Source organism: Brevibacterium sp. CBA3109 (genome assembly GCF_040256645.1).
Lineage (GTDB): Bacteria > Actinomycetota > Actinomycetes > Actinomycetales > Brevibacteriaceae > Brevibacterium > Brevibacterium koreense.
The window spans coordinates 491,142-512,127 of the sequence record NZ_CP158281.1; the positions used below are offsets into that span (position 1 = coordinate 491,142).

Genomic DNA, 20,986 nt, shown 5'->3' on the forward strand with positions numbered 1-20,986 from the left:
CAGGTGGTGACGGTCACGTGGTTTCGCAGGCGTCGACAAACCAGGATGTGATGGTCGCCGGGTGTGTGATCGCCGTTCCCACGACCACTGCCTCGGCGCCGGCCGACAGCGCAGCTGCCGCGTCCGTTGGCGTGTGGATCCGCCCTTCAGCGACGAGCATCGGACCTAATTCCGCCGCCCGGATCTCACGCAGGAGCTCAAGGTCTATTCTGATGACAAGATATGTGCTCCAGGCTGAAGTTCCACCCATTGCTATTCAAAAGTACCTGCCTCAGAGGTTTGGGTTCTGAGCAGCGCGCTTGACGATGTGGCCGGCAAGCGTGCTGCAGATGCATCAGCACGCCACTGTCCTCGTCGACGACTCGGCCGCGTCACGGCTGCAGTTGGGCGACTACTACCGGCAGACGTACGCGAGCAAGCTCGACAAAGAGAGGCTCTAGGGCGCAGCGAAAACGAAATGGGACGCGGAGTCTCCCAGTGATCGATAGGTCTGCTCCGGAACGTGCGGCGAGCCGCTACTCAATCAGGCCGAGTTGTTCACGTACTCCCGCAGGCGATACGTGTGGACTTCGGCGAGGAGCACGGCAAGGACAACTACGGTGACTTCCCCGACAGAGAGGCTCGCGTTAACGACTTCTCTGGTGCCGGCGAGCTTAACGCAGCCGATGGCTGGTGCCCTGCGTCGTTTGCAGGGCACCAGCCATCGGCTGTGGAGAAGCTTAGTCCGCTATTTCCGCTGTTTCATCCGATCATCACGGAATCGAATGACAGCGATGACGAGGGCGCCGATCAGAAACGCGAACGACAGTCCCCAGAAGACTGCTGCAACACTGTGTAACCCCGGAGCGAAGACAAGGGCCTGGGAAGCGATCGCAAGTAGCAACAGTGCGACGATCCATCTGGCTTTCGGTGGAATTCTCATGGTTCCTCCAGTTGCTATCTAAACGCAAGGTAAGTTGCTTGTAAGGGCAATCATACCTCCTGGCTGCTTCAGGTACTCAGGCATTTTCCGACACTGGCTCCACCAACAGCAGTGAAGCCAGCCACGCAGACAACGCAGCCGACGCCTACCGTTGCGGCGCAGGCGGTAGCACAGGTGCTGATGATGATCAGTGCCACAGCCGTTGTGATGCCCAGGGCGTTCAGGCAGTCGAGGACATTTGGGTCGGCGCCTTGGAGGGAAGCTGCCTGGGCATCGGAAGCCTCTGCCGATGTGTTCACATGCTTCGTTCCCTGCGAATCACCATTCACCCAAGTGGTTACCTGAGCTTCGGCGTCAGATGACTGCGTCGCCTTCACCTGAACCTGGTTGGAGGTCTTGCCGGTCTCGGGATTGACCACGACTCCCGCGAACGAGCCCTTGTCATAATCTTCGCCAGATAGCTGGACCGCGACCATCAGCTTGTCGGTGCCCTCGGGCTGTGAGACTTGGGCGTTGTCGAGATCTGCAACTGCCCCGTGAGGGAGGTCGTTCAGGACAGGGGACGCCGCCTCGATCGCCTCTTCCGCCTCGGTGTCACTGGATTCGAGCATGACGGTGTCGGCTGCTGCCGGCGCGCTCTGTTCCTTTGGTGTTGCTATCGTTGCAGTCGGATTGAGCACAGCGACAGAGGCGACGAGGAAAGCCGCCATTGATGTCGTGAGGGTACGTTTCGTTTGCACGCTCATGATCTTCTCCTAATTGTTCTGAACTCGGTTGGGATCAACTGTCGATGTTGTCAAGGACTCACTTCTGGGCTTGGTCGATGCAATAGCCAGCAACTCCTCCAGTCACGCCTGCGGCGGCTGCAATGCATCCGACGCAACCGACGCCAGCAGTACCGACACAGACTGCACTGCAGGCGACGCTGATGCCGGCAACCACCCATGAGGAGATTCCTTGTGAGGACAGGCAGTCGTTGAGCTTTCCCCAAAATCCGTCGGATTGAGTGGAAGCTCTGTTTGAAGCAGCATCTTCGGCGGTGACATCGCGGTCTGCTGTCTTAGTTCCGTTATTCCATGCCTCGACGTGACCTGAGTCTTCCGACGTGGCCTTCATGACGATCTCGGCTGTCGCGAGGACCTTACCTTCAGGCGAGACCACGGCACCGATGTTCGAGACTCCCTCGATATCGCTATTGAACGAGTAGTTGACGTAGATGTTTCCATCGTCGAGTTCCCACGCCTTTGCGCTCGACGCATCGATGTCCTCTCCAGACTTTGAGGCAGACTCAAGATCGACCTTGTCCGCCAATGAGTCGGCACGTTCGTAGCCGAGCTCTGCGCCCAGTTGCTTGCCCGGAGAAGATGATTCGTCAGCCTGAGCCGATCTTGCATTCAGGCCCCCGCTCAACACGGCGGCGCAGACAAGGGCGAGCACAAGGGCAAACCACCTTGTTGCTCGCCGCCATGATTCAGTTTGCGTCGACTGGTCAGGTGAGTTGTTGTCAGTCGAGGGCGTCGCTGTCAGTTGCATCTCGTTTCCCTTCCTCTTCACTGCCATCCGGAAGCTGGAATCAGCCGCCTATGGCGAGGCTATGAACCAACTTGTGACGTAGGCAACAGATGTGAAGAAAGTGATAGATGGGGCGTGACTGTTCGGCGGTCCTGGTGTCCCGCAAGTGGATGGCGATCATCGCCGATCAGTGTCGAACTCATCGTTACTGTTTTGTTATATTCAGAGAGCCTTGTGCCACTGTGGTTTCCTGATATTCAGGACAACGCACAGGAGGTTTTGGCTGACTCATGTTGCGAACCGGGCAGGTTCGGGGTTCCCGGGTTCCGCCCACCTGAGCAACCCCTCAAGAGCACCAGACCGGGCATGTGGGAAGATTGAAGGCGTGTCGAAAATTCTTGAGATCCTGACCCCGGAGGGCCTGCCGCCCCTGGCCGAACGACCCGGTGTCTCCTTCATCATGCCGGTCCTCAACGAGGCCGAGCACATTGCCAAAGCGATCACCACGATCCTGGCCCAGGACTATGACGGGGACAAGGAAATCGTCCTCGCGCTCGGGCCCTCGACCGATGACACGAACCGCATCATTGCGGACATGGCAGCGCAGGACTCGCGGATTCAGACCGTCGACAATCCGCAGGCAGCCACGCCGATCGGACTCAACCTCGCCATCGCCGCCACTCACCACCCGGTGATCATCCGCGTCGACGCCCACTCCGGGCTGGGCACCGACTACACGAAGCAGGCCATCGACACCCTGCGCAGGACCAAGGCCGCCAACTGCGGCGGGCTCATGCTCGCCCGCGGCCGGACCTCCTTCCAGAAGGCCGTTGCCCGCGCCTACATGTCACCGGTCGGACTCGGCGGTCCTGCCTACCACTCCGGTGACGAAGCAGGCGAGGCCGAGTCGGCCTACCTCGGTGTGTATCGACGTGAGGTCTTTACCCACCTCGGCGGGTTCGATGAAGGCATCAAGCGCGGACAGGATTGGGAACTCAACCTGCGCATCCGCACCTCCGGGGGCCGGATCTGTTTCAACCCGGACATGGAGGTCACCTACTGGCCGCGGGATTCCTGGTCGAAGATCGCCCAGCAGTTCTGGGCCACCGGGATCTGGCGCGCGGAGCTCATCCGGCGCTACGGATCGCAGAACTCGATACGTTACTTCGCGCCACCGGTGCTTGTCCTCGGGGTGGGCGCCAGCGTCATCGAAGCCCTTCTGCAGATGACGGGTACGACGAAGACTTGGCCCAAATTCCTGCGCCGCTTCACCTCTCTGGTCCACGTGCCCAGCCTGGGATACGTCTCGGGAATACTCGCGACCGCCTCGGCGGCCAAGGACTGTGGTCGACGCGAACGCGCCTGGTTCGGACTCATTCTGCCCACCATGCATCTGTGCTGGGGTGCCGGCTTCCTTCGGGGCCTGATCACCGGCGCCGGATCGACGAAGGACGGCAGCCGTTGAGCAAGAAGAAACGCCGCTACGGTCGCAGCGAACGCGAACAGAGCAGCCGGGCCCAAGCAGGCGGGGAACAGCCTGTCGATGAAACGCTTGAGAATGGACGCGCTCCTGTGCCCGAGCGTCCGACACCGAAGAAATTCAACGCACCACTGTGGGCCGGCATCATCGTCGTCATCGCTGTCGTCGCCGTCCTCGGGTTCAACATGTTCGGAAGCAAGGACCACCTGACCGTGGACTCGCTCAACAAGCCCGCGGTCGCCGCCCTCGACGGCGGTTCCGAGGTCTACCCCGCGAACTCCAAACTCGCCTTCACCGAGAACACGAAGTTCGGCTACCTGCCCGCACCGACCCTGTCTGAGCTGGGCGATGGCACCATTGTCGCCGCGGACCCGAAGACCGCGCGCAAGGAGATGGAGCTCAAGGACGACCTGTCGTCGTTGGATCGTGATTCGTTCCTGGACCAGACCATCAAGCCCCGGCGTAAGAACACCGCACCCGGCGAACCCATCACCTGGGACCAGATGGTCGATGAGATGGCTGGAGCCACTGTGCTCATGCCCCTGATCGAAGCGCCCGAGGTGGCGACCCCGGTACTGAAAATGATCGCCGAGGCCGACATTGCCGAATCGGTGATCGTGCGGACCGACGACGCTGAGGTTGCCAAGGCAGCATCCGACGCGAAGGTGGCTGTGATGTTCACCGGTGACTATTCCTCGAGCTCGCCCGAGGACTTGGAGAAGTCGGGCTACAGTATGGTGGCCGTCGCACCCGATGCGGTGAGCACCTGGACCGAGTCGGATCTCAAGGTCTGGGTCACCGGAGTCAAGGATGAGAAACAGCTCAAGGAACTCGCTGATGCTGGGATCTTCGGGGCCCTGAGCACCAACCCGTACACGATTCAACCCTCAGACGTGAAGTCCAACTGACCCTGCGCGACTGCCGGGGACAGCCTCGGTGAGCGAGCAGCCACACACTGCACTCGACCAACGATCAGGAGATGACATGACACAGCCCATCGGCAACCCATCACACATCGGAAACCTCGACGCCACACAGCTGGGCCCACAGCCGACCTACCTGCCCGAGGACCACGCCGACGTGGAGGCGAAGAAGCGCCTCGACGCCGGCGAAGAACCGATCGACATCGCCGCCAGTCTGCCTGCCTCGTCACTGGCCTGGGCGATCCTGGCCGATGAAGCTCACGGTGAGGGCCGCCTCGTCGACTCATACGCCTATGCTCGCGTCGGCTACCACCGTGGCCTCGATTCCCTGCGCGCCGCCGGGTGGCGCGGTGCCGGACCAATCCCGTGGAAGCACGAGATCAACCGCGGATTCCTGCGCGCGCTCAACGCCCTGGGCCGCGCCGCCGGTGCGATCGGCGAGGGTGAAGAGGCTGCTCGGATCGAAGAGTTCCTGCGCTCGTCCGATCCCGCTGCCATCGACGCTATCGCTGCGGGGGAGTAGGGGCGTCGAAAACGCAGCCTTGAGCCGTCACTGATCCGGTGTCGGCTCGGGTGAGGCTTCGTCCTGTGCCCGCTTCACTGCCCGCTCCTGTGCCGCCTTGACGTCTATGGCTCTGCGCCTCTGGACTGACATGCTCTTCTCACCTGACGAGGTGAGATCCTCCCGATCGGGCCCCTTGGGTTGGATCGTGCCAGGAGCCAGCGTGCGCAGTACGTCGTCGGCGGTGAGGATCTCGTAGGAGTCGGTGTGGTCCACGTACCAATCGGTGAGGTCCGGATCCTGGCTGTTCAGCCAGGCGCCGGCACCTTCGTTCTTCGCCACTTCACTTGAGTCGAAGACGAAGTCATCACCGTAGTCGGCGATGCCGAGTCTGACACCCTGGGCGATCGCGGCACGCGCGTACTTGCGGCGCAGCATATACGGATCGGTCTTGAGATCTTTCGCCCACGCGACCATGATGCCCATGACGACGAAGGCGAATGGCAGTGCGGACACCACCATGATGGACTGCAGCCCCGACAAAGCGTCTTGGCCCCCGGCAAGGAGCAGAGACACAGCGGTCAGGCCCAACAGCAGACCCCAGACGATCGTGACCCATGCCGTTGGTTCCGGTTTGCCTCGCTGGGACATCGACCCCATGACGATGGAGGCCGAGTCCGCTGAGGTGACGAAGAAGATGATGATCGAGATCATCGCCAGGACCGGAGTGACGGCGCCGAACGGCAGATTGCCCAGCAGGTTGAACAGCATCGCCTCTGCGGAGCCTCCGACCCCGACATCCGTTCCGTTCATGTCCATCCACATCGACGTTCCGCCGAAGATGCAGAACCACAGGAAGCACACAATCGACGGAACGATGATGACGACGGTGACGAACTCGCGCAGGGTTCGGCCGCGCGAGATCTTGGCGATGAACATGCCGACGAACGGCGTCCATGAGACCCACCAGGCCCAGTAGTAGGTGGTCCACGAAGACATGAAATCGGCGGTCTCGGGGCCCTGGTTCGGGTTTCGTGCGAGCATCGTCCCCAGGTCTCGCACGAAGTCGGCTGCGGCGGCGGGGATGAAGTTCAGCAAGAAGATCGTCGGCCCGACCACGAACATGAAAAGGGCGAGAAGCCCGGCGAGAACCATGTTGATGTTCGACAGCATGCGGATTCCGCGCTTGATGCCTGAAACCGCTGAGATGATGAAGAGAACCGTGAGGATCGACATCGTCGCCACCAAGAAGGTATTGCCGACCTCCCCGATGCCGGTGACGAACTCGACGCCTCGTCCGATCTGCAGAGCGCCGATCCCCAGAGAAACCGCGGTGCCGAACAGTGTGACGACGATGGCGAATATATCGATGAAGGCACCGATCGGCCCGTCTGTCTTCGACCCGAAGATCGGTTGGAAGATCGCCGAGATCAAAGGTCGACGGCCCTTCCGATAGGCGCTGTAGGCAATCGCACCGCCGACCAGTGCATAGAATGCCCAGGCGATCGGCCCCCAATGGAGGAGAGTCTGGGCCAGCGCATGCTGGGAGGCGTCGACGGATCCAGCTGCGACGTCGAAGCCGTGGGGCGGGTCGGCGAAATACACGGTCGGTTCGTAGGGGCCGTAGAACAGGAGGCCGATTCCCATGCCTGCGGAGAACAGCATGGCGATCCACGAGACCGTTGAGAACTCCGGCTTCTCGTCGTCAGCGCCCAATCGCACTCCACCGGTCCGTCCGTAGCCGAGGATCATCATGAAGAAGAAGATGGCCAGGGCGAGCAGACCGAACATCCAGCCGAAGTTGGTTGAGACCCAGGCCAGTGAGGCGTCGCCGACGACGGAGATGTTGTCCGGGGCAACCACGGCCCAAGCGATGACGGCGAGGATCAGCACGCCGGCGATGGCGAAGACAGCTCGGTTGGTGGTGAAGACACTGTTCGTGCGTTCGACTCCCACGCCGGGGATCAGGGCCGGGTGGACGGCGTCGTGCTCGATCACGCGTTTGACCATGCGCTTGGCGGTGGCGCGGCGTGTACCTGGCGGGCGCGGGGTCTTCTTCTCTCCGGGATTTGATGCCTGAGAATCTGCCGAGGAGGCTTGGAATCCGGAATCGTCTGGTGACTGTTCCGGGGTTCTTCGGGGGTCGTTGTTCATCAATTCCTCCGTTGAATCCTTCTCTTGTTGCTGGGTACACCGTACTACCCGGAAGGTTTCTGCGAAGTTCTTTGCTGTCATTTGTGCAGGCATGGTCGCGTTTGCCAGCAGGCGACCCTGCCGGCCTCGGTGAACCAAGTTGAGTCGACCGGATGCCTGATTGCCGAATGGAAGGTAGAGCGTGCTCAGCTGCCCTGCAGGATCAGGCGAAAGGCTGCTTGATCGTCTGGCTGCGACAACCATTCGACTTGACCCCGAGATGGCGCATCCGTGTGCCGACATAGGTGCGGGTCGCCCGTGAAATGGTGCCGACCCTCCGATATTCGAAGCGTCTCGTCTCACCGATTTACGAGACTCTGACGTCATTCCTGGTCTCACGGGCTCGGACCTGTCGGCTTCGAGCATGTCGCTAAGGTGGGCGATGAATGCGTACTGATCGGAGGGCCCCGGCGACTGGCGGGGGCACCTTCTGGTCGCATGCTTTGTCCGCAGCCGCAGCCGCAGCCGCAGCCGCAGCCGCAGAGGTCCGCGCTGAAGACCGCGGTCAAATGGCCCGAATCAGCTCACGCCAGCTCCTTTAGGTAGGTGCTGAATCCGCCTGTGGCCCGCCCTTCTAATCTGGCCGATGTAAGGACCCTACAGGTGTCGGTGCGCAGCACGCGTCCGCCAGCTTTGAGAACCGCGGCGACCAGTGCCGCATCTTCACCGCACCGCAGCGGAGGTATGCCGCCGACGAGTTCGAAGTAGGTTCCACGGATGCCCAAGTTGGCCCCGAACACATAAGGGTGGTCCTCTCCCAATTCATGGGCGGCATGCCATTTTGTGAGGAGCTCAGCCGACGCGGTTTCGGGCCGCGGGGCCACCGTGCCCACGATGCAGTCGGCTCCGAGTCTCGCACTGTGGATTTGTGAGGTGATCCAATGCTCGGGCACACGGCTGTCGGCATCGGTGAACGCGAGCCACGTAGCATCAAGGGCCTGCCGGTGGCGATCCTCCTTGGGCCTGAGGAGGTGCTCGCCGGCGGCATTGCGGGCAAGACCCACATTGTTGAAAGAGACGGTGAGCACCTCGACGATCGGATTCCGAGAGGCGAAGCCCGCGACCAGATCGAGCGTATTGTCCGTGCACGCATCGGCGACGACGAGCACCCTGACATGCACATCGTCGGACGATCGTCGCGCATGCGCGATTGAAGCCGTCACCGCTTCGAGACAGCCTTCGATCTCGTCTTCCTCATTGTGTGCCGGCACGATGACGGAGAAGAAATCAATCATCGGCGCGACCTGCATCGACGGGGCCTGGCGCGGTCGGGGGCTTCGTGACCGTGAGAATATCGAGACGATACTTCGCCTCAGCATGGAACTCGACCCTGTGATGGGGCCAGAAGCTGAGGCAACGCTCGTGGACCTCATCGGCGTTCAAGGGCCAATCGAGGATCTCACCCGTCCAGTGGCAGAGCACCAGCACAAAGGTATCGGTCGTCGACTGATCGATGCGCTGCAGTGTCTGCTGCAACTGTGTTCGAGACAGGTAGAAGCCGGTCTCCGACAAGACGACACAGTCGAACCTGCCCTCCGGCCACTCGAAGGGAACCGTGGCGCGAACATAGCTGACACCGGAGGCCCCCGAACGGAGGCGTGCGGCGATGTTCAGGGCCTGACGGCTGGCATCGACAGCTGTGACACGTTCACTCAGGCCGGCGAGTTCTTCGCTGAGCACCCCGATTGAACAGCCGATCTCCAGAGTATGGGAGAACGAGATCCGCGGAAGGTGGGCGAGCAGGGTCGCACGCTTGGTAATCTCATATTCGGAATCACGCACAGCCCAAGGGTCGCTGCGATCGATATGGACGTCGTCGAAGACTCGTGATGCTGTGTGCGCATCATTGACTCCCGGCTCTTCGGCGACTCCTGGCTCTTCGGTGCTGAAGCCCGTGCCGGTGAAGTTCGTGACTTTGAAGGTATCACCGCCTCGGTCCAAGTGCGCCAATTGTGCCGGGCTGAGGATCGCCTCGTCGCCGGATTGCTGGGACAAGGACTGAGTCTGAGAGATGTAACATTCGATGACCTCCTGTTTGTCCAAACCCTCGGGGTCGGGCAGGAAGCTCCACGATCGCCACGTTGAATCCGCAGGGTTCGCCCAATGCCAATACCAGATGGGGTACTCGAGCACCCGCGCCCGATACTCTCGCCCCGCGGCCACAGCAGCCTCACCGAGAGTTTCGTGATCGGCATGCCCGTCACCACTGTAGGGGGCGACGATGGTGATTGGCCCGTGGGCTGCGGAGAGTTCCGCCAGAATTTCCTGCAGCACCTGATCGCGCCGGTCAGCCAGGGTGCCGTCCTCGAACTCGAGGAATCTGCTCGATACTGAGGGATTGAGCAGGGCCAGCGCAGCATCGAATTCTTGCAGACGAACCTGTTTGAGGCGTTCGTGCGTGTGCGTTGGCGAGTGCGGATGGGATTTCTCCCCGGCTGTGAAGAGAAGCAGAGTCACATCGCAGGCCCAATCGTGGGTGCGGGACAGCAATGAGGCGGCACCGAAGGCTTCGTCATCGGGATGTGCCGACAGCACCAGGACGGTCCCACCCTCAGCAAAGTCACCTGCAGACAGGTGGCGGAGGCTCAGGGCTCCGGCTCGGACCCACGCGTCTTCCGTGGTGCTGTCATCAAGATGGCTGAAGGTCATCGCGGTGGGGCTTCCTTCGCCAGCTCTTCACCCAGGGACGCTTCGTCGCGGGCCCCGTGGTGCTGGCTGAGGTAGACGGTGAGGTCCGCATCCGCCTTCGCGAAGGCCCTGTCACCGGTGAGTGCGGCGGGTCCGGCGAGCTCTCTGCACAGAAGCTGAATCCGCTGTGCACTGCGATAGACGATATTGCGCACCCGCAGCGCCAGCGACCAGGCCTCATCCCGTGAAAACTGTTTGTCGCCGTCGGCAGCCTCGGCGGCTTGAGCGAGCACAGCGCGGGTCGCGAAGATCTCCGCATCGAGGCGTCCCATGTTGAGATCTCCCATCGGGGAAGGGCCAGGGCGCGCGAAATGCCGACGGGCAGCATTCTGCGCCAGGCCCAGGGCACCACCGAACCAGCAGGCGGCGACCCGGATCCCGCCCCAGGCGAACGACGGACGGTCAAGGTACCAGTCGGGCGGACCGATCATCTCGGCGGGGGCATGGTCGAAAGTCACGGACCCACTGGGGATTTCGCGGAGGCCAATGCTCGGCCACGCTGTGCGGTCGGGGTGTACTCGGGGATCGGTTAAGCTCACCGCCATCGCTCGGCCGCGCCCATTGTCATGGCTGATGACGATGGCGTGGCTTAACTCTGATGCCAGGGAACACCATGCCTTCTCTCCGGTGATGACGGTGCTGCCATTCGCCTCGGCGACGGTCACGACCTTGCCGGGGACCTCTGCAGCGTAGACACCCCACGAGGAATGGTCTGCTGGTGCATCGAGGCCCGCCTCGGCGATGATGCCGAGGGCATCGATATGGGGCTCGAGCATTCGGGCGACAGCCACATCGATTGAGGCGACCATAGCCAGGCCCTGCCATTGGTCGAGCTGCGACGAGGTGCCGGTGAGCCCCAAATGGTGGTGGAGGGAGGTGATCTTCCTCGGTGGGGGAGTGTCGTCTGTGACCAGCTGAGTCAGGGCCTCACGCTGGGTGGGATCGCGAGGGAGCTCGAACCAGGGGGTCAGTGGAGTGGAGAAGACGCCCGGATCTGCACTGTCGGAGATGCTGCTCATGTCGAGTCCTTATAGGTGGTTGGTACCAGGTCGGAACAGGGCTGGATGCTAGGAATCCAGTGCGGTGCGCAGGCGTTCGATGAGGTCGTCGAGCCCGTCGTCGAACTCTCTGGCTGAATGGTTCTCAGCGAGCTTGCTCTGCAGTCGTTGCACCGTCGGATAATCAGAAAGATCCTCATCGTCCTGCTCTTCGCTGGTATTCTCCGCAAACGGAACGGGACTGACACCGAGGGCAGAGACCTGGAGCAGAAGGTCGCCGAGGAGGAAGCTGGTGAAGGCCTTGTACGCGCTGACCGCGTTGTCGTCGGAGAATCCATAGCCCTTGAGCGAGGTGAGGAAATAGTCGACCCAGCGGATGCTGCGCAAGGGTGGACGCAGCCACGGGGCATCTGGCGGCTGGGTGATCAGCAGCGGAAACATCTTCGGATGGGTCAGCGCGAGCTTGCGCATCGCATTCGCAACGTATTGGAAGTAGCCCTCCCAAGACGATGGCATCTCCTGCATGAGATCGTCGTCGAATAGATCGTCGATGAGTTGACTGACTGCGGCAGAGATGAGTTCTTCGCGCCCGGGAACATGCCGGTACAGGGCCATGGCTTCCACCCCGAGTGCGGCACCCAGACGTCGCATGGTCAGAGCCTGGACACCGTTGTCGTCAATGAAGGCGATCGCGGCCTGCACCACGTCCCTACGGTGAAGGCGCCGGCGAGTCATGAAGTCTCCTCATATCCGTGAATCGGCAGGCAACTGTCAAAGGGTCCGGCCTGCGATCCATCCTAACGCTCTCGCACGTGCCGAAGACGACTGCGCGCCCCGAGCTCAGATGGGCTCGGGGCGCGCAGTGCACTAAGGATGTGCCGGTGACGAGAGGCGTGGTGATCAGGCCTTGGCGGTGTGCTTGCGGCCGGTGATGAATCCCCAGATGATGAGGACGATCAGCGAACCGCCGATGGCACACAGCCAGGTGGAGATGTCGAAGAACGAGCTGACTCCCACGCCGAAGACGGCGCTGCCGATCCAACCGCCCAGGGCTGCTCCGATGACGCCGAGGATGAGGGTGGCGATCCAGCCGCCGCCCTGGCGACCCGGCAGGATCATCTTTGCGATGACGCCGGCGATGAGACCAAGAATGAGGTAAGCGATGAAGCCCATGGATAGATTCCTTTGATAGTTCGAGGAAGCGCGAGGCCTCTCATATTTACGCTGTAATCATTGTTTACAGCGTAAGCAAACGTATCAGAGAAAGTGGGGGCCGACCAACAGGGCCAGGGAAAGGTGGTGGCTGGCCGTCTTCCTGCACTGCCAGTGGGCTGAGGCTGGAATCCAGTTGACCCGAGCCGGTCACATCAGCCCGCCGAGCCAGAGGCCCAGTCCTGCCGCCCCGGTCGCAATCACCAGAGTACCGAGACCGGTGAAGAGGCTGGCTGCCCACTTGCGTTCCTGGACCAGCCGGATCGTTTCGAAACTGGCTGTGGAGAACGTCGTGTAGCCGCCGAGGAAGCCGGTGCCGATGATGAGATGCCATGCCTCTGGGAGCAGTTGGCCGCTCGCCATGCCAGTGAGCAGCCCCAACGCCAGCGAGCCGCTGATGTTGATGACGATCGTCCCCCATGGGATCGCCCCGCTCACCCGCGACTTGATGAGGCCGTCGAGCAGCATCCGAGCCGACGCTCCGATTCCACCGGCAAACGCCAGTGCGATGAAGATGAGCGGGATCATTGCGCACCACCCTGAGCATCGAGGTCAGCCTCGGTGGCGGTGCTGATGGTGGTGTTCGTTCGCGGTGGCGGCGTATGTCCTGCTTGCTGCAGCGGGTGAGCACTGCGGCGATCATGAGTTGCAGTCGCCGCTGCGATCCCTGCCCAGGTGGCGATCGCGCCGATGAGCACGGTGGCCACCCCGTAGGCGATGCCGTTGCCGGGGGAGCCGTTGCCGATGAGCAGCGCCGCATCGGTTGCCAAGGTGCTGTAGGTGGTGAAACCGCCCATGAAGCCGGTGCCCACCATGATTCGAACCGTGCGCCGACGTCCTTCGTCGGGACCTCGGCGGACCAGCGCATCAAGCAGGAACCCCAGCAGAAACGCGCCGAGGATGTTGATCGCAAAGATCGCCACCGGAATCCCAACGAGCGGCGGAATAGCCAGAGCCACTGCTTCTCGTGCGCCCGTTCCCAGGGTGCCGCCGATGAGGGCAAGACCGAGATGGGGCAGTCGCAGGTGAAGCGGCCGGTTCACTGCTCGGTTCCTTCCGCCTTCTCGGGATTCGACGTCAGGGGAACGACGACGAGGGGCCGGTGCTGATGGTGCGCCAGCTGAATGGCGACCGAGCCGTTGAGGAACTCGTGAAGTGAGCCCTTGATTCCGGCCTTGCGAACGCCGACGACGATCATCTGCGCATCGATCTCCTCTGCGAAGCGAGCCAACTCCTGAGAGGCACTGCCTGCCAGCGTCTTCAGTGTCCAGGTCACGGTCGATCCTCGGAGAACCTCAGTGATCGCGGAATGCAGGGTCGGGTCGAACTCAGGGGCCGCCTCGGCGCCGAGATCCGGGTCGATGGGCATCGACAGGACCGTCCCATCGGGACGGACCTCGACCGTATAGCGAGAGTCATCGACGTGGACGCAGACGAGGTCGGTGTTGAAGCTCTCCGCATAGGTCGCGGCGGTGGCGACCACCTCGGCGGGCTGATTGGGAACGACACCGACTATCATGTGGGTGCGCGCTCGCGGGGGCGGTTGCGGTTCGGTGGGCGCGATGTCGGTGACGTTGTTCATGGGATCTCCTACCTTTCGGGCATGCTGACGCCGGTTGAGGTAGGGACTGTTGTCGGAGAACCGAGGTTTGGTACGGCGAGCCCCACCGCCGTGACGCTGGTATGCGTCACCTTCATTCTGCCACAAGGGGGCACGCGAAGAGACCGCCGGATGACAGGTATCCGACGGCCTCGCGGGTCAGTGGCGGGCGTCTTTACGAGTCGACGTGTACTTGTCGACGGCACGGCGCAGACGCTGCAGACCGTCTTCGATCCGGTCCGGGGCCGCCGAGGCGAAGCACAGGCGCAATGCGTTCGTGAAATCACCGGTCTGGGAGAACGCCGGACCGGGAATGTAGGCCACGCCTTCCTCCAAAGCCACCGGCATGAGGTCCTCGGTGTTGATGGTCTCGTCGTTGAACGTCACCCACAGGAAGAAACCGCCGTCGGGATCCGTCGATCGGATCTCGTCGCCGAAGAGCCGCTCGAGCCCCGCGGTCATGGTCGCCTTGCGCTCGCCATAGGAGCTGCGCAGATGGGCGACGTGCGTTTCGGCATTGCCGTCGTTGAGCCATTTCGCGACCATGTGCTGTGTCGGGAGGCTCGTGCACGAGTCCATGGTCTGCTTGGCGTTGATGACCAGGCCGCGCAGTTGGGGATCGATGTCGAGCCAGCCGATGCGCAGACCGGGGGCAACGAATTTGGAGAACGTACGCACGCCGAAGATCAGCGGATCGTTGGGACTGAGCTGACTGAGCGAGGGGATGTCCTCCCCGGAGAAGCGCAGGGTGCCATAGGGATTGTCCTCGAGGATGACCGAATTGTGGCGGTGGGCGAAGTCGAGGAGCTTCTGGCGCCGGGCCAGCGACATCGTCACCCCGGCCGGGTTCTGGAACGTCGGGACCGTATAGATCACCGAGGGGGCCCGGCCGGCCCGTGCCACGATCTCCTCGAGCGCGTCCACCTGCATGCCCTCGTCGTCGACCGGCACCTCGGCGATCTCTGCTTCATAGCTCAGCGCTGTGGCCGAGCCGTTCGTGTACGTGGGGGCTTCACAGAGGACGAGGTCGCCGGGGCTGACGAAGAGCTTGAACCCGAGGTCGATTCCCTGCATACCGCCGGTGGTGATGACCAGACGGTCACGATTGCCGAAGTGCTCGGCTGGGATCTGCCCGGTCTCCTGCAGGTAGTTCAGCAACGCGTCGATGAGGACTGGCTCGCCCTGCGTCTCCCCATAGGTGAAGCTCTCAGGGGTGAACACGCTGTTCGCGAGCCGAGCGAAGTCTTCGGCCGGCAGCATATCGGGGGCAGGTGCCCCCATGCCGAACTTGACGATGTCGTGGTCGTAGGCGGCGAGCATCGCCACGGAGGAATCGATGACGGAGCCGACGAGGTGCTCGGCCCGACTGGCGAACGGAAGGGGCGGACGCGATGGGGCTGAGGATGAAGCTGACGGGCTCGCGATTGACATGACGACCTCCAACGGGGCTGCAAGCCTGACGTCGACGTCACCGGCGATGTTCAGGAGCAATATGCCCGAACGACGGAACTACTGGTGGACTCAGCATAGGTACGACAGGCTCAGCGGGGCAAGAGGCGTGACCGGGTCGGTGAGTCGGCAGGTCCACGCCGGGCCACCTCGGCGAGGTTCGGTGAAGTCGGGGCTGATGGCAGTCGTGTCAAAGTGACCCAGTAGACTACCCGGGTAATGTCATCCCCCTCTTTCACTTCGAGGTGAACAACTCTCATGCCAGCAATCGTTGTCGTCGGCGCTCAATGGGGCGACGAAGGTAAAGGTAAAACGACCGATATCCTCGGCACCAGCGTCGACTACGTGGTCAAGCCCAATGGTGGGAACAACGCCGGCCACACGGTTGTCGTCGGAGGAGAGAAGTACGAACTCAAGCTTCTGCCGGCGGGCATCCTCTCCCCGAACGTCACCCCGGTCATCGGCAACGGCGTCGTCGTCAACCTCGAAGCCCTGTTCGAAGAGATCGAGGCTCTGGAATCGCGCGGAGCAGACACCTCGAAGCTGCGGATCTCGGCCAACGCCCACCTCGTCGCGCCCTACCACCAGACCTTGGACAAGGTGACCGAACGGTTCCTGGGCAAGCGCGCCATCGGCACCACCGGACGCGGCATCGGACCGGCCTACATGGACAAGATCGGCCGGCTGGGCATCCGAGTCCAAGACATCTTCGACGAATCGATCCTGCGCCAGAAGATCGAAGGCTCACTGCGGCAGAAGAACGAACTCCTCGTCAAGGTCTACAACCGCAGGGCCGTCGACACCGAAGAGATCGTCGACTACTTTGAGCCCTTCGTCGAACGCCTGCGCCCCTACGTCGCCGAGACCGAACAGCTGCTCAACGACGCCCTCGACCGTAACGAGGTCATCGTCATGGAGGGCGGCCAGGCCACGATGCTCGACGTCGACCACGGCACCTACCCGTTCGTGACCTCATCGAACCCGAGCGCCGGCGGATCCTGTGTGGGCTCAGGCATCGGGCCCACACGCATCAACCGAGTCGTCGGAATCGTCAAGGCCTACACCACACGTGTGGGCGCCGGACCGTTCCCCACCGAACTCTTCGACGACATGGGGGAGTACCTGCAGACGGCCGGCGGTGAGTTCGGAGTCAACACCGGACGTCCGCGCCGCTGTGGTTGGTACGACGCCGTCATCGCCCGCTACGCCGCTCGTGTCAACGGCTTCACCGACTACGTTCTGACGAAGCTCGACGTGCTCACCGGCATCGAGTCCATTCCCGTCTGCGTGGCCTACGAGGTCGACGGAGTCCGGCAGGAGGAGATGCCGATGTCTCAGACCGAGTTCCACCACGCCAGGCCCGTCTTCGAATACTTCGAGGGTTGGAGCGAGGACATCACCGGAGCCCGGACCTTCGAAGACCTGCCGGTCAACGCACAGAAGTATGTGCTCGCACTCGAAGAGCGCTCCGGTTGCCGGATGTCGGTCCTCGGCGTCGGCCCCGACCGCGAACAGTCGATCGTCAGGTATGACCTGCTGGACTGAGTTTGTCCACAGACGGCTTCCTGCTGGACGGAGAGTCCAGCTCCGGCCGAACGGGCGAGTTGCCTCGGTGGTGGTCTTCGTGGTGATCTTCACTGCGAAGGTCGCCGCCGACTCAGCGTATGCTCGCAGGTCATGCTGAGGAGAGGAACCTACATGTCGCAGGAATCGCGATTGACCCAAGCCGCCTACCAGGGACCCGCCCTCGAAGCGGACCGTGACTTCTACGGACCCATCGGAGCACAGACCGAGGGGCGCCGAGTCGTTGACGAGTTCACCATTCCGATCCGTTCGGGCCAGGCCTGGGAAGTGCCTGCCGGACACGTCTGCCGGATCTCGACCGTCGAGGGCCCGCAGGTAGGCGACCTCAACCTTTGGAATCGGCACGACCCCAGGGAACGATTCTGGGCATCCCGCACCCGTCAGCTCCAGGCCGCGCACGTGTCGACCTTCGACCGGCTGTGGTCGACCCTGCCCTTCCTGCGTCCCATGGCCACGATCGTGGGCGATACCTTGGCCGACTACGGATCGGACGCCGAGGGCGGACGGCTCCACGACACCCTGGGCACCCGTTGCGACCCCTATGTCTCGCAGATGCTCAACGGACTCGACTTCGACTACCACTGCCACTCCAACTTGGTGCGAGCGGTTCTTCCCTTCGGTCTGACCGAGTTCGATGTCCACGACGTGTTGAACATATTCCAGTGCACGGGACTCAACGATCACGACGAATACTTCATGAAGACATGTCCTGCTCAGCCCGGAGACTATTTCGAGATCTTCGCTGAACAGGATCTGCTGGCGGCGTTGTCGACCTGCCCGGGCGGGGACCTGTCCCAGCCGATGTTCGGCGATGACAACGACGACCCGGTGGACAACTGCCACCCTCTCCAGGTCACCGTCTACAAGCTGAGCGATGACCTCCTCGGCGACTGGACGGAACCCGGGTCACCGAGGTACCTCGGTCAGCATGGGCTGAAGCCGCAATCCTGGGCGTGACAACTCCACGGCAGGCACACCACATTGCCGGGCGCGGAACACGCGAGGCACATCGTACGATGTAAGCATGGCTGAACAATGTGGGCCGAGCCTGTCGACGAAGACAACGGTCCGATACGCGCTCGGGTCTCTGGGGACCGGAGGCTTCGCCACGCTGCCGGGACTCGTCCTCATCTACTACCTCACCGACACACTCGGCATCGCGGCCTTGGCGGCAGGGGCCGTCGTGACTCTTGCGAAGGTGTGGGACGTCGTCATCGATCCCGTCATCGGCGGACTCAGCGACAGGGCACTCCAGGCTCGAGGGTCCAGGCGGGCACCGATGATCCTCGGTGCCATCGGACTGCCCTTCGCCTTCCTCGCCACCTTCTCGGTCCCCGCTGGGCTTCCGCCGCTGCCGGCGATGGTCTGGGTGCTCATCGCCTTTGTCCTCGCCGCCACCTTTTTCTCCCTGTTCCAAGTCCCCTACATCGCACTCCCGGCCGAGCTCACCTCGAGCTACTCCGCACGCACGCACATTCTGACCTGGCGCGTCGTCGTCCTCACCGCCGCGATACTGCTCTTCGGCGGGGGAGGACCGGAGATCAGGGGACTGTTCTCGAGTCCCTACCTGGGGTACTTCGTGATGGCTCTCGCCTCCGGACTCGTCATCTTCATCGGCACCGCAGCTGCCATCACGATCGTGCCGAAGCCGAACCCGGAGATGAACGGCTCGCTGCCGACCGGGCACCGGGGTGTCTCCCGACCCGTCAACCCTCCACTGCTCAATCACTACCGCAACAGCTGGAAGGCGCTCAAGGGCAGCCAGCCATTTCGTGCTCTCCTGGCCACCTTCGTCCTCCAGGGCCTGACGACGGGACTCATGCTCGCAAGCGCACAGTTCGTCGCCCGCTGGATCCTCGACGACGAAGGCGCGGTGACCCTCCTCTTCATCTGCCTCATCGGACCGGCGCTGCTCGTGGCTCCCGCATGGAAATCCGTGGCCGGGCGATGGGGCAAGGAACGAGCATTCGCCATCGCGAGCGTCCTCTTCCTCGCAGCCAACCTCTGCTCCGTTCCTCTGGCCTGGGCACCGGGATACTGGATCGTCGCCCCGATCGTCGTCGCCGGTGCCGCCTACGCCGGAATGCAGACTCTGCCCTTGGCGATGTTGCCCGACGTCATCGCCGTCGATGCCCGCACCCGCACCGCGCGTGCGGGAGTCCTCGGCGGCGTGTGGACGGCAGGAGAAACGGCAGGCATGGCGTTGGGTGCGACCGTGCTCACCGTCGTCCTGGCACTGAGCGGCTACGTCGAATCCTCGGCCGGGGTCACCGTGGTCCAACCAGACAGCGCCGTGCTGGGCATCGCGCTGTCGTTCTCGGCTGTCCCCGCCGCCCTCATGATCCTGAGCCTGGTGACGTTGGGCAGATACCGGCTGCGTAAGGAGGATGTCGAGTATGCCTGATGATGCAGGTACGAACCGGGGCAAATCACAGGTGGGGCCCGACGCGAGGTCCGCTGAAATCCTCGCCCGCCTGAAATCGATGAGGCAGCAGGACGCACCGACCCACGGCGGGAGGGTCCTGTCCTACGTCTACGACCCGGGCAGCGACATCCTCGACGAGCTGGCGGGCAAAGCCATGGAACTCGCCCGTCCACTCAACGGTCTCGACCCGACGACGTTCCCCTCGATCGCGCAGATGGAGAAGGAGCTCACCCGCTTCGCCATCGGCTTGACCGGAGGCAGGGTCGGAAGGATCTTCGGATCGGTCACCAGCGGAGGAACAGAATCCTGCCTACTCGCTGTCAAGACGGCACGCGACCTGTGGCGCTCGGCCCACCCGGACTCCACCCTCAGGCCGCGACTGCTGACCTCGACGACCGTTCACGCTGCGTTCCAGAAGGCGGCCAAGGCCTTCGACCTTGACTGGGATCCTGTCCCGGTCGGTCCGGACGGCAGGGTCCGTGCCCGTGACGTCCTCGGCCGGCTCGGCGATGATGTCGCCCTCGTCGTGCTCTCGGCCCCGGCCTACCCGACCGGGGCCATCGATCCCATCGCCGAGGTGGCCCGCCGTACTCGTGAACGTGGGATCGCGCTGCACGTCGACGCCTGTTTCGGTGGACTGGCGCTGCCCTGGTGGGGCACCGATGAACAGTGGGACTTCTCGATCCCCGGCGTCACCAGCATCTCCGCGGACTTCCACAAATTCGGCTACGCACCGAAGGGTGTCTCCGTGCTGATGCACCGCGGGCGCAAGCGACACCGCGCGCAGTTCTTCGCCACGAGCTCATGGCCGGCCTACCCGGTCGTCAACCCGACACTGCTCGGCTCGAAATCGGCCTCGCCCCTGGCCGCAGCCTGGGCGATCGTGTCCTATCTGGGGCAGGAGGGCTACGCCGAGGCGGTCGCCTCCTGCCGCAAGTCGACCGAAGCGATCATCGCGGCCGTCGACGGCATCGACGGGCTCCAGGTATGGGGTCGGCCCACCGGGCCGGCACTCGCACTCATCGCCGACACCAGTGTCCCCACTGCTCGACGGGTCGATCCGCACCGTCTCGCCGACGCAGCAGTCGCGGCGGGCTTCCGACTCCAGCACCAGCCTGGGTTCACCCAGTCAGACGGCACGCGATTGCCGCGCAGTGTTCATCTGACCATCACCCCGGTCACGGAGACCGTGCTGCCAGAACTGCTGACCACGGTCTCGCAGGCGGCCGACCGTGTGCGCGGGAGACGACCCCACAATGCGTCACTGGCTGGCCGTCTGGCCAGGATGCTCTACCCGAGTCCGAAGCGACCCGGGCCCGGCGTCTGCGCCATGCTGCTGCGACTCAGCGGCGCCGGCAGCGGCGTCCCGGGCAAGATGGCTGGACTCATGGCACTCATCGAAGCACTTCCCGCACCGGTGACCGAGGCTCTGCTGACGGAATTGCTCGCCCGCACCAGCGAAGACTGAGCCTCACCGTGCCTGCGAGCTCACACCACG

20 protein-coding genes and 2 pseudogenes are annotated in these 20,986 nt (G+C 63.0%); 8 read left to right on the forward strand and 14 right to left on the reverse strand.

The genetic code is table 11. From position 1 onward, the window contains the following. Window positions 1-13: 13 nt before the first annotated feature. Window positions 14-205, reverse strand: a pseudogene (locus AAFP32_RS02245) (N-acetylmannosamine-6-phosphate 2-epimerase); the annotation flags it as partial. 100 nt (window positions 206-305) lie between these two features. Here AAFP32_RS02245 and AAFP32_RS02250 point away from each other — a divergent pair. Then, window positions 306-440 (forward strand): annotated as a pseudogene (locus tag AAFP32_RS02250) (glucosamine-6-phosphate deaminase); the annotation flags it as partial. A gap of 287 nt (window positions 441-727) precedes the next feature. Here AAFP32_RS02250 and AAFP32_RS02255 read toward each other — a convergent pair. The 3 genes from AAFP32_RS02255 to AAFP32_RS02265 form a co-directional block, all read right to left on the reverse strand. Next, complete coding sequence (locus AAFP32_RS02255) at window positions 728-922, reverse strand: hypothetical protein (protein WP_350270455.1); 195 nt, start codon at window positions 920-922, stop codon at window positions 728-730. 68 nt (window positions 923-990) lie between these two features. After that, complete coding sequence (locus AAFP32_RS02260; RefSeq protein WP_350270456.1) at window positions 991-1,668, reverse strand: hypothetical protein; 678 nt, start codon at window positions 1,666-1,668, stop codon at window positions 991-993. Between the two features lie 58 nt (window positions 1,669-1,726). Beyond that, window positions 1,727-2,455 (reverse strand): hypothetical protein, encoded by a 729-nt coding sequence (locus AAFP32_RS02265; RefSeq protein ID WP_350270457.1) that lies wholly within the window; start codon window positions 2,453-2,455, stop codon window positions 1,727-1,729. 364 nt (window positions 2,456-2,819) lie between these two features. Between AAFP32_RS02265 and AAFP32_RS02270 the strand changes: the two genes are divergently transcribed. The 3 genes from AAFP32_RS02270 to AAFP32_RS02280 all read left to right on the forward strand — a co-directional run bounded on the left by AAFP32_RS02270 (window position 2,820) and on the right by AAFP32_RS02280 (window position 5,360). Next, a complete protein-coding gene (locus tag AAFP32_RS02270; protein ID WP_350270458.1) occupies window positions 2,820-3,899 on the forward strand; it encodes a glycosyltransferase family 2 protein in 1,080 nt (359 codons plus the stop codon). Beyond that, window positions 3,896-4,822 (forward strand): hypothetical protein, encoded by a 927-nt coding sequence (locus AAFP32_RS02275; RefSeq protein WP_350270459.1) that lies wholly within the window; start codon window positions 3,896-3,898, stop codon window positions 4,820-4,822. Before AAFP32_RS02270 ends, AAFP32_RS02275 begins: the two co-directional genes overlap by 4 nt. Before the next feature lie 76 nt (window positions 4,823-4,898). Continuing rightward, window positions 4,899-5,360, forward strand: a complete 462-nt coding sequence (locus tag AAFP32_RS02280) for a DUF3151 domain-containing protein (protein WP_350270460.1) — start codon at window positions 4,899-4,901, stop codon at window positions 5,358-5,360. Between the two features lie 27 nt (window positions 5,361-5,387). Here AAFP32_RS02280 and AAFP32_RS02285 read toward each other — a convergent pair whose 3' ends face one another. The 10 genes from AAFP32_RS02285 to AAFP32_RS02330 all read right to left on the reverse strand — a co-directional run bounded on the left by AAFP32_RS02285 (window position 5,388) and on the right by AAFP32_RS02330 (window position 15,461). Continuing rightward, window positions 5,388-7,493, reverse strand: a complete 2,106-nt coding sequence (locus tag AAFP32_RS02285; protein ID WP_350270461.1) for a BCCT family transporter — start codon at window positions 7,491-7,493, stop codon at window positions 5,388-5,390. 563 nt (window positions 7,494-8,056) lie between these two features. Further along, complete coding sequence (locus tag AAFP32_RS02290; RefSeq protein ID WP_350270462.1) at window positions 8,057-8,767, reverse strand: glycosyltransferase; 711 nt, start codon at window positions 8,765-8,767, stop codon at window positions 8,057-8,059. Then, window positions 8,760-10,181, reverse strand: coding sequence for a PIG-L family deacetylase (locus AAFP32_RS02295; protein ID WP_350270463.1), 1,422 nt, complete (start codon window positions 10,179-10,181; stop codon window positions 8,760-8,762). Before AAFP32_RS02295 ends, AAFP32_RS02290 begins: the two co-directional genes overlap by 8 nt. Then, a complete protein-coding gene (locus tag AAFP32_RS02300) occupies window positions 10,178-11,239 on the reverse strand; it encodes a hypothetical protein (protein ID WP_350270464.1) in 1,062 nt (353 codons plus the stop codon). Before AAFP32_RS02300 ends, AAFP32_RS02295 begins: the two co-directional genes overlap by 4 nt. Window positions 11,240-11,287: 48 nt before the next feature. After that, window positions 11,288-11,953: a TetR/AcrR family transcriptional regulator gene (locus AAFP32_RS02305; RefSeq protein WP_350270465.1), complete on the reverse strand. Its 666-nt coding sequence runs from the start codon at window positions 11,951-11,953 to the stop codon at window positions 11,288-11,290. 165 nt (window positions 11,954-12,118) lie between these two features. Then, complete coding sequence (locus tag AAFP32_RS02310) at window positions 12,119-12,391, reverse strand: GlsB/YeaQ/YmgE family stress response membrane protein (protein WP_350270466.1); 273 nt, start codon at window positions 12,389-12,391, stop codon at window positions 12,119-12,121. A gap of 189 nt (window positions 12,392-12,580) precedes the next feature. Continuing rightward, on the reverse strand, window positions 12,581-12,958 hold the full coding sequence (gene crcB / locus AAFP32_RS02315) for a fluoride efflux transporter CrcB (RefSeq protein ID WP_350270467.1): 378 nt from the start codon (window positions 12,956-12,958) through the stop codon (window positions 12,581-12,583). Then, window positions 12,955-13,473 carry a CrcB family protein gene (locus AAFP32_RS02320; RefSeq protein WP_350270468.1) on the reverse strand — a complete coding sequence of 173 codons (519 nt, stop codon included), beginning with the start codon at window positions 13,471-13,473 and terminating at the stop codon, window positions 12,955-12,957. The genes crcB and AAFP32_RS02320 overlap by 4 nt, the downstream gene beginning before the upstream one ends. Further along, window positions 13,470-14,012 carry a universal stress protein gene (locus AAFP32_RS02325; protein ID WP_350270469.1) on the reverse strand — a complete coding sequence of 181 codons (543 nt, stop codon included), beginning with the start codon at window positions 14,010-14,012 and terminating at the stop codon, window positions 13,470-13,472. The genes AAFP32_RS02320 and AAFP32_RS02325 overlap by 4 nt, the downstream gene beginning before the upstream one ends. Before the next feature lie 177 nt (window positions 14,013-14,189). After that, on the reverse strand, window positions 14,190-15,461 hold the full coding sequence (locus tag AAFP32_RS02330; RefSeq protein WP_350270470.1) for a PLP-dependent aminotransferase family protein: 1,272 nt from the start codon (window positions 15,459-15,461) through the stop codon (window positions 14,190-14,192). Between the two features lie 276 nt (window positions 15,462-15,737). Here AAFP32_RS02330 and AAFP32_RS02335 point away from each other — a divergent pair, with 276 nt between their 5' ends. The 4 genes from AAFP32_RS02335 to AAFP32_RS02350 all read left to right on the forward strand — a co-directional run bounded on the left by AAFP32_RS02335 (window position 15,738) and on the right by AAFP32_RS02350 (window position 20,956). Then, window positions 15,738-17,024: an adenylosuccinate synthase gene (locus AAFP32_RS02335; protein WP_350270471.1), complete on the forward strand. Its 1,287-nt coding sequence runs from the start codon at window positions 15,738-15,740 to the stop codon at window positions 17,022-17,024. A gap of 153 nt (window positions 17,025-17,177) precedes the next feature. Beyond that, window positions 17,178-18,020 carry an urea carboxylase-associated family protein gene (locus AAFP32_RS02340; protein WP_350270472.1) on the forward strand — a complete coding sequence of 281 codons (843 nt, stop codon included), beginning with the start codon at window positions 17,178-17,180 and terminating at the stop codon, window positions 18,018-18,020. Between the two features lie 67 nt (window positions 18,021-18,087). Then, window positions 18,088-19,467 carry an MFS transporter gene (locus tag AAFP32_RS02345; RefSeq protein ID WP_350270473.1) on the forward strand — a complete coding sequence of 460 codons (1,380 nt, stop codon included), beginning with the start codon at window positions 18,088-18,090 and terminating at the stop codon, window positions 19,465-19,467. Further along, window positions 19,460-20,956: a pyridoxal phosphate-dependent decarboxylase family protein gene (locus tag AAFP32_RS02350; protein WP_350270474.1), complete on the forward strand. Its 1,497-nt coding sequence runs from the start codon at window positions 19,460-19,462 to the stop codon at window positions 20,954-20,956. Before AAFP32_RS02345 ends, AAFP32_RS02350 begins: the two co-directional genes overlap by 8 nt. The last annotated feature ends 30 nt before the right edge of the window (window positions 20,957-20,986 follow it).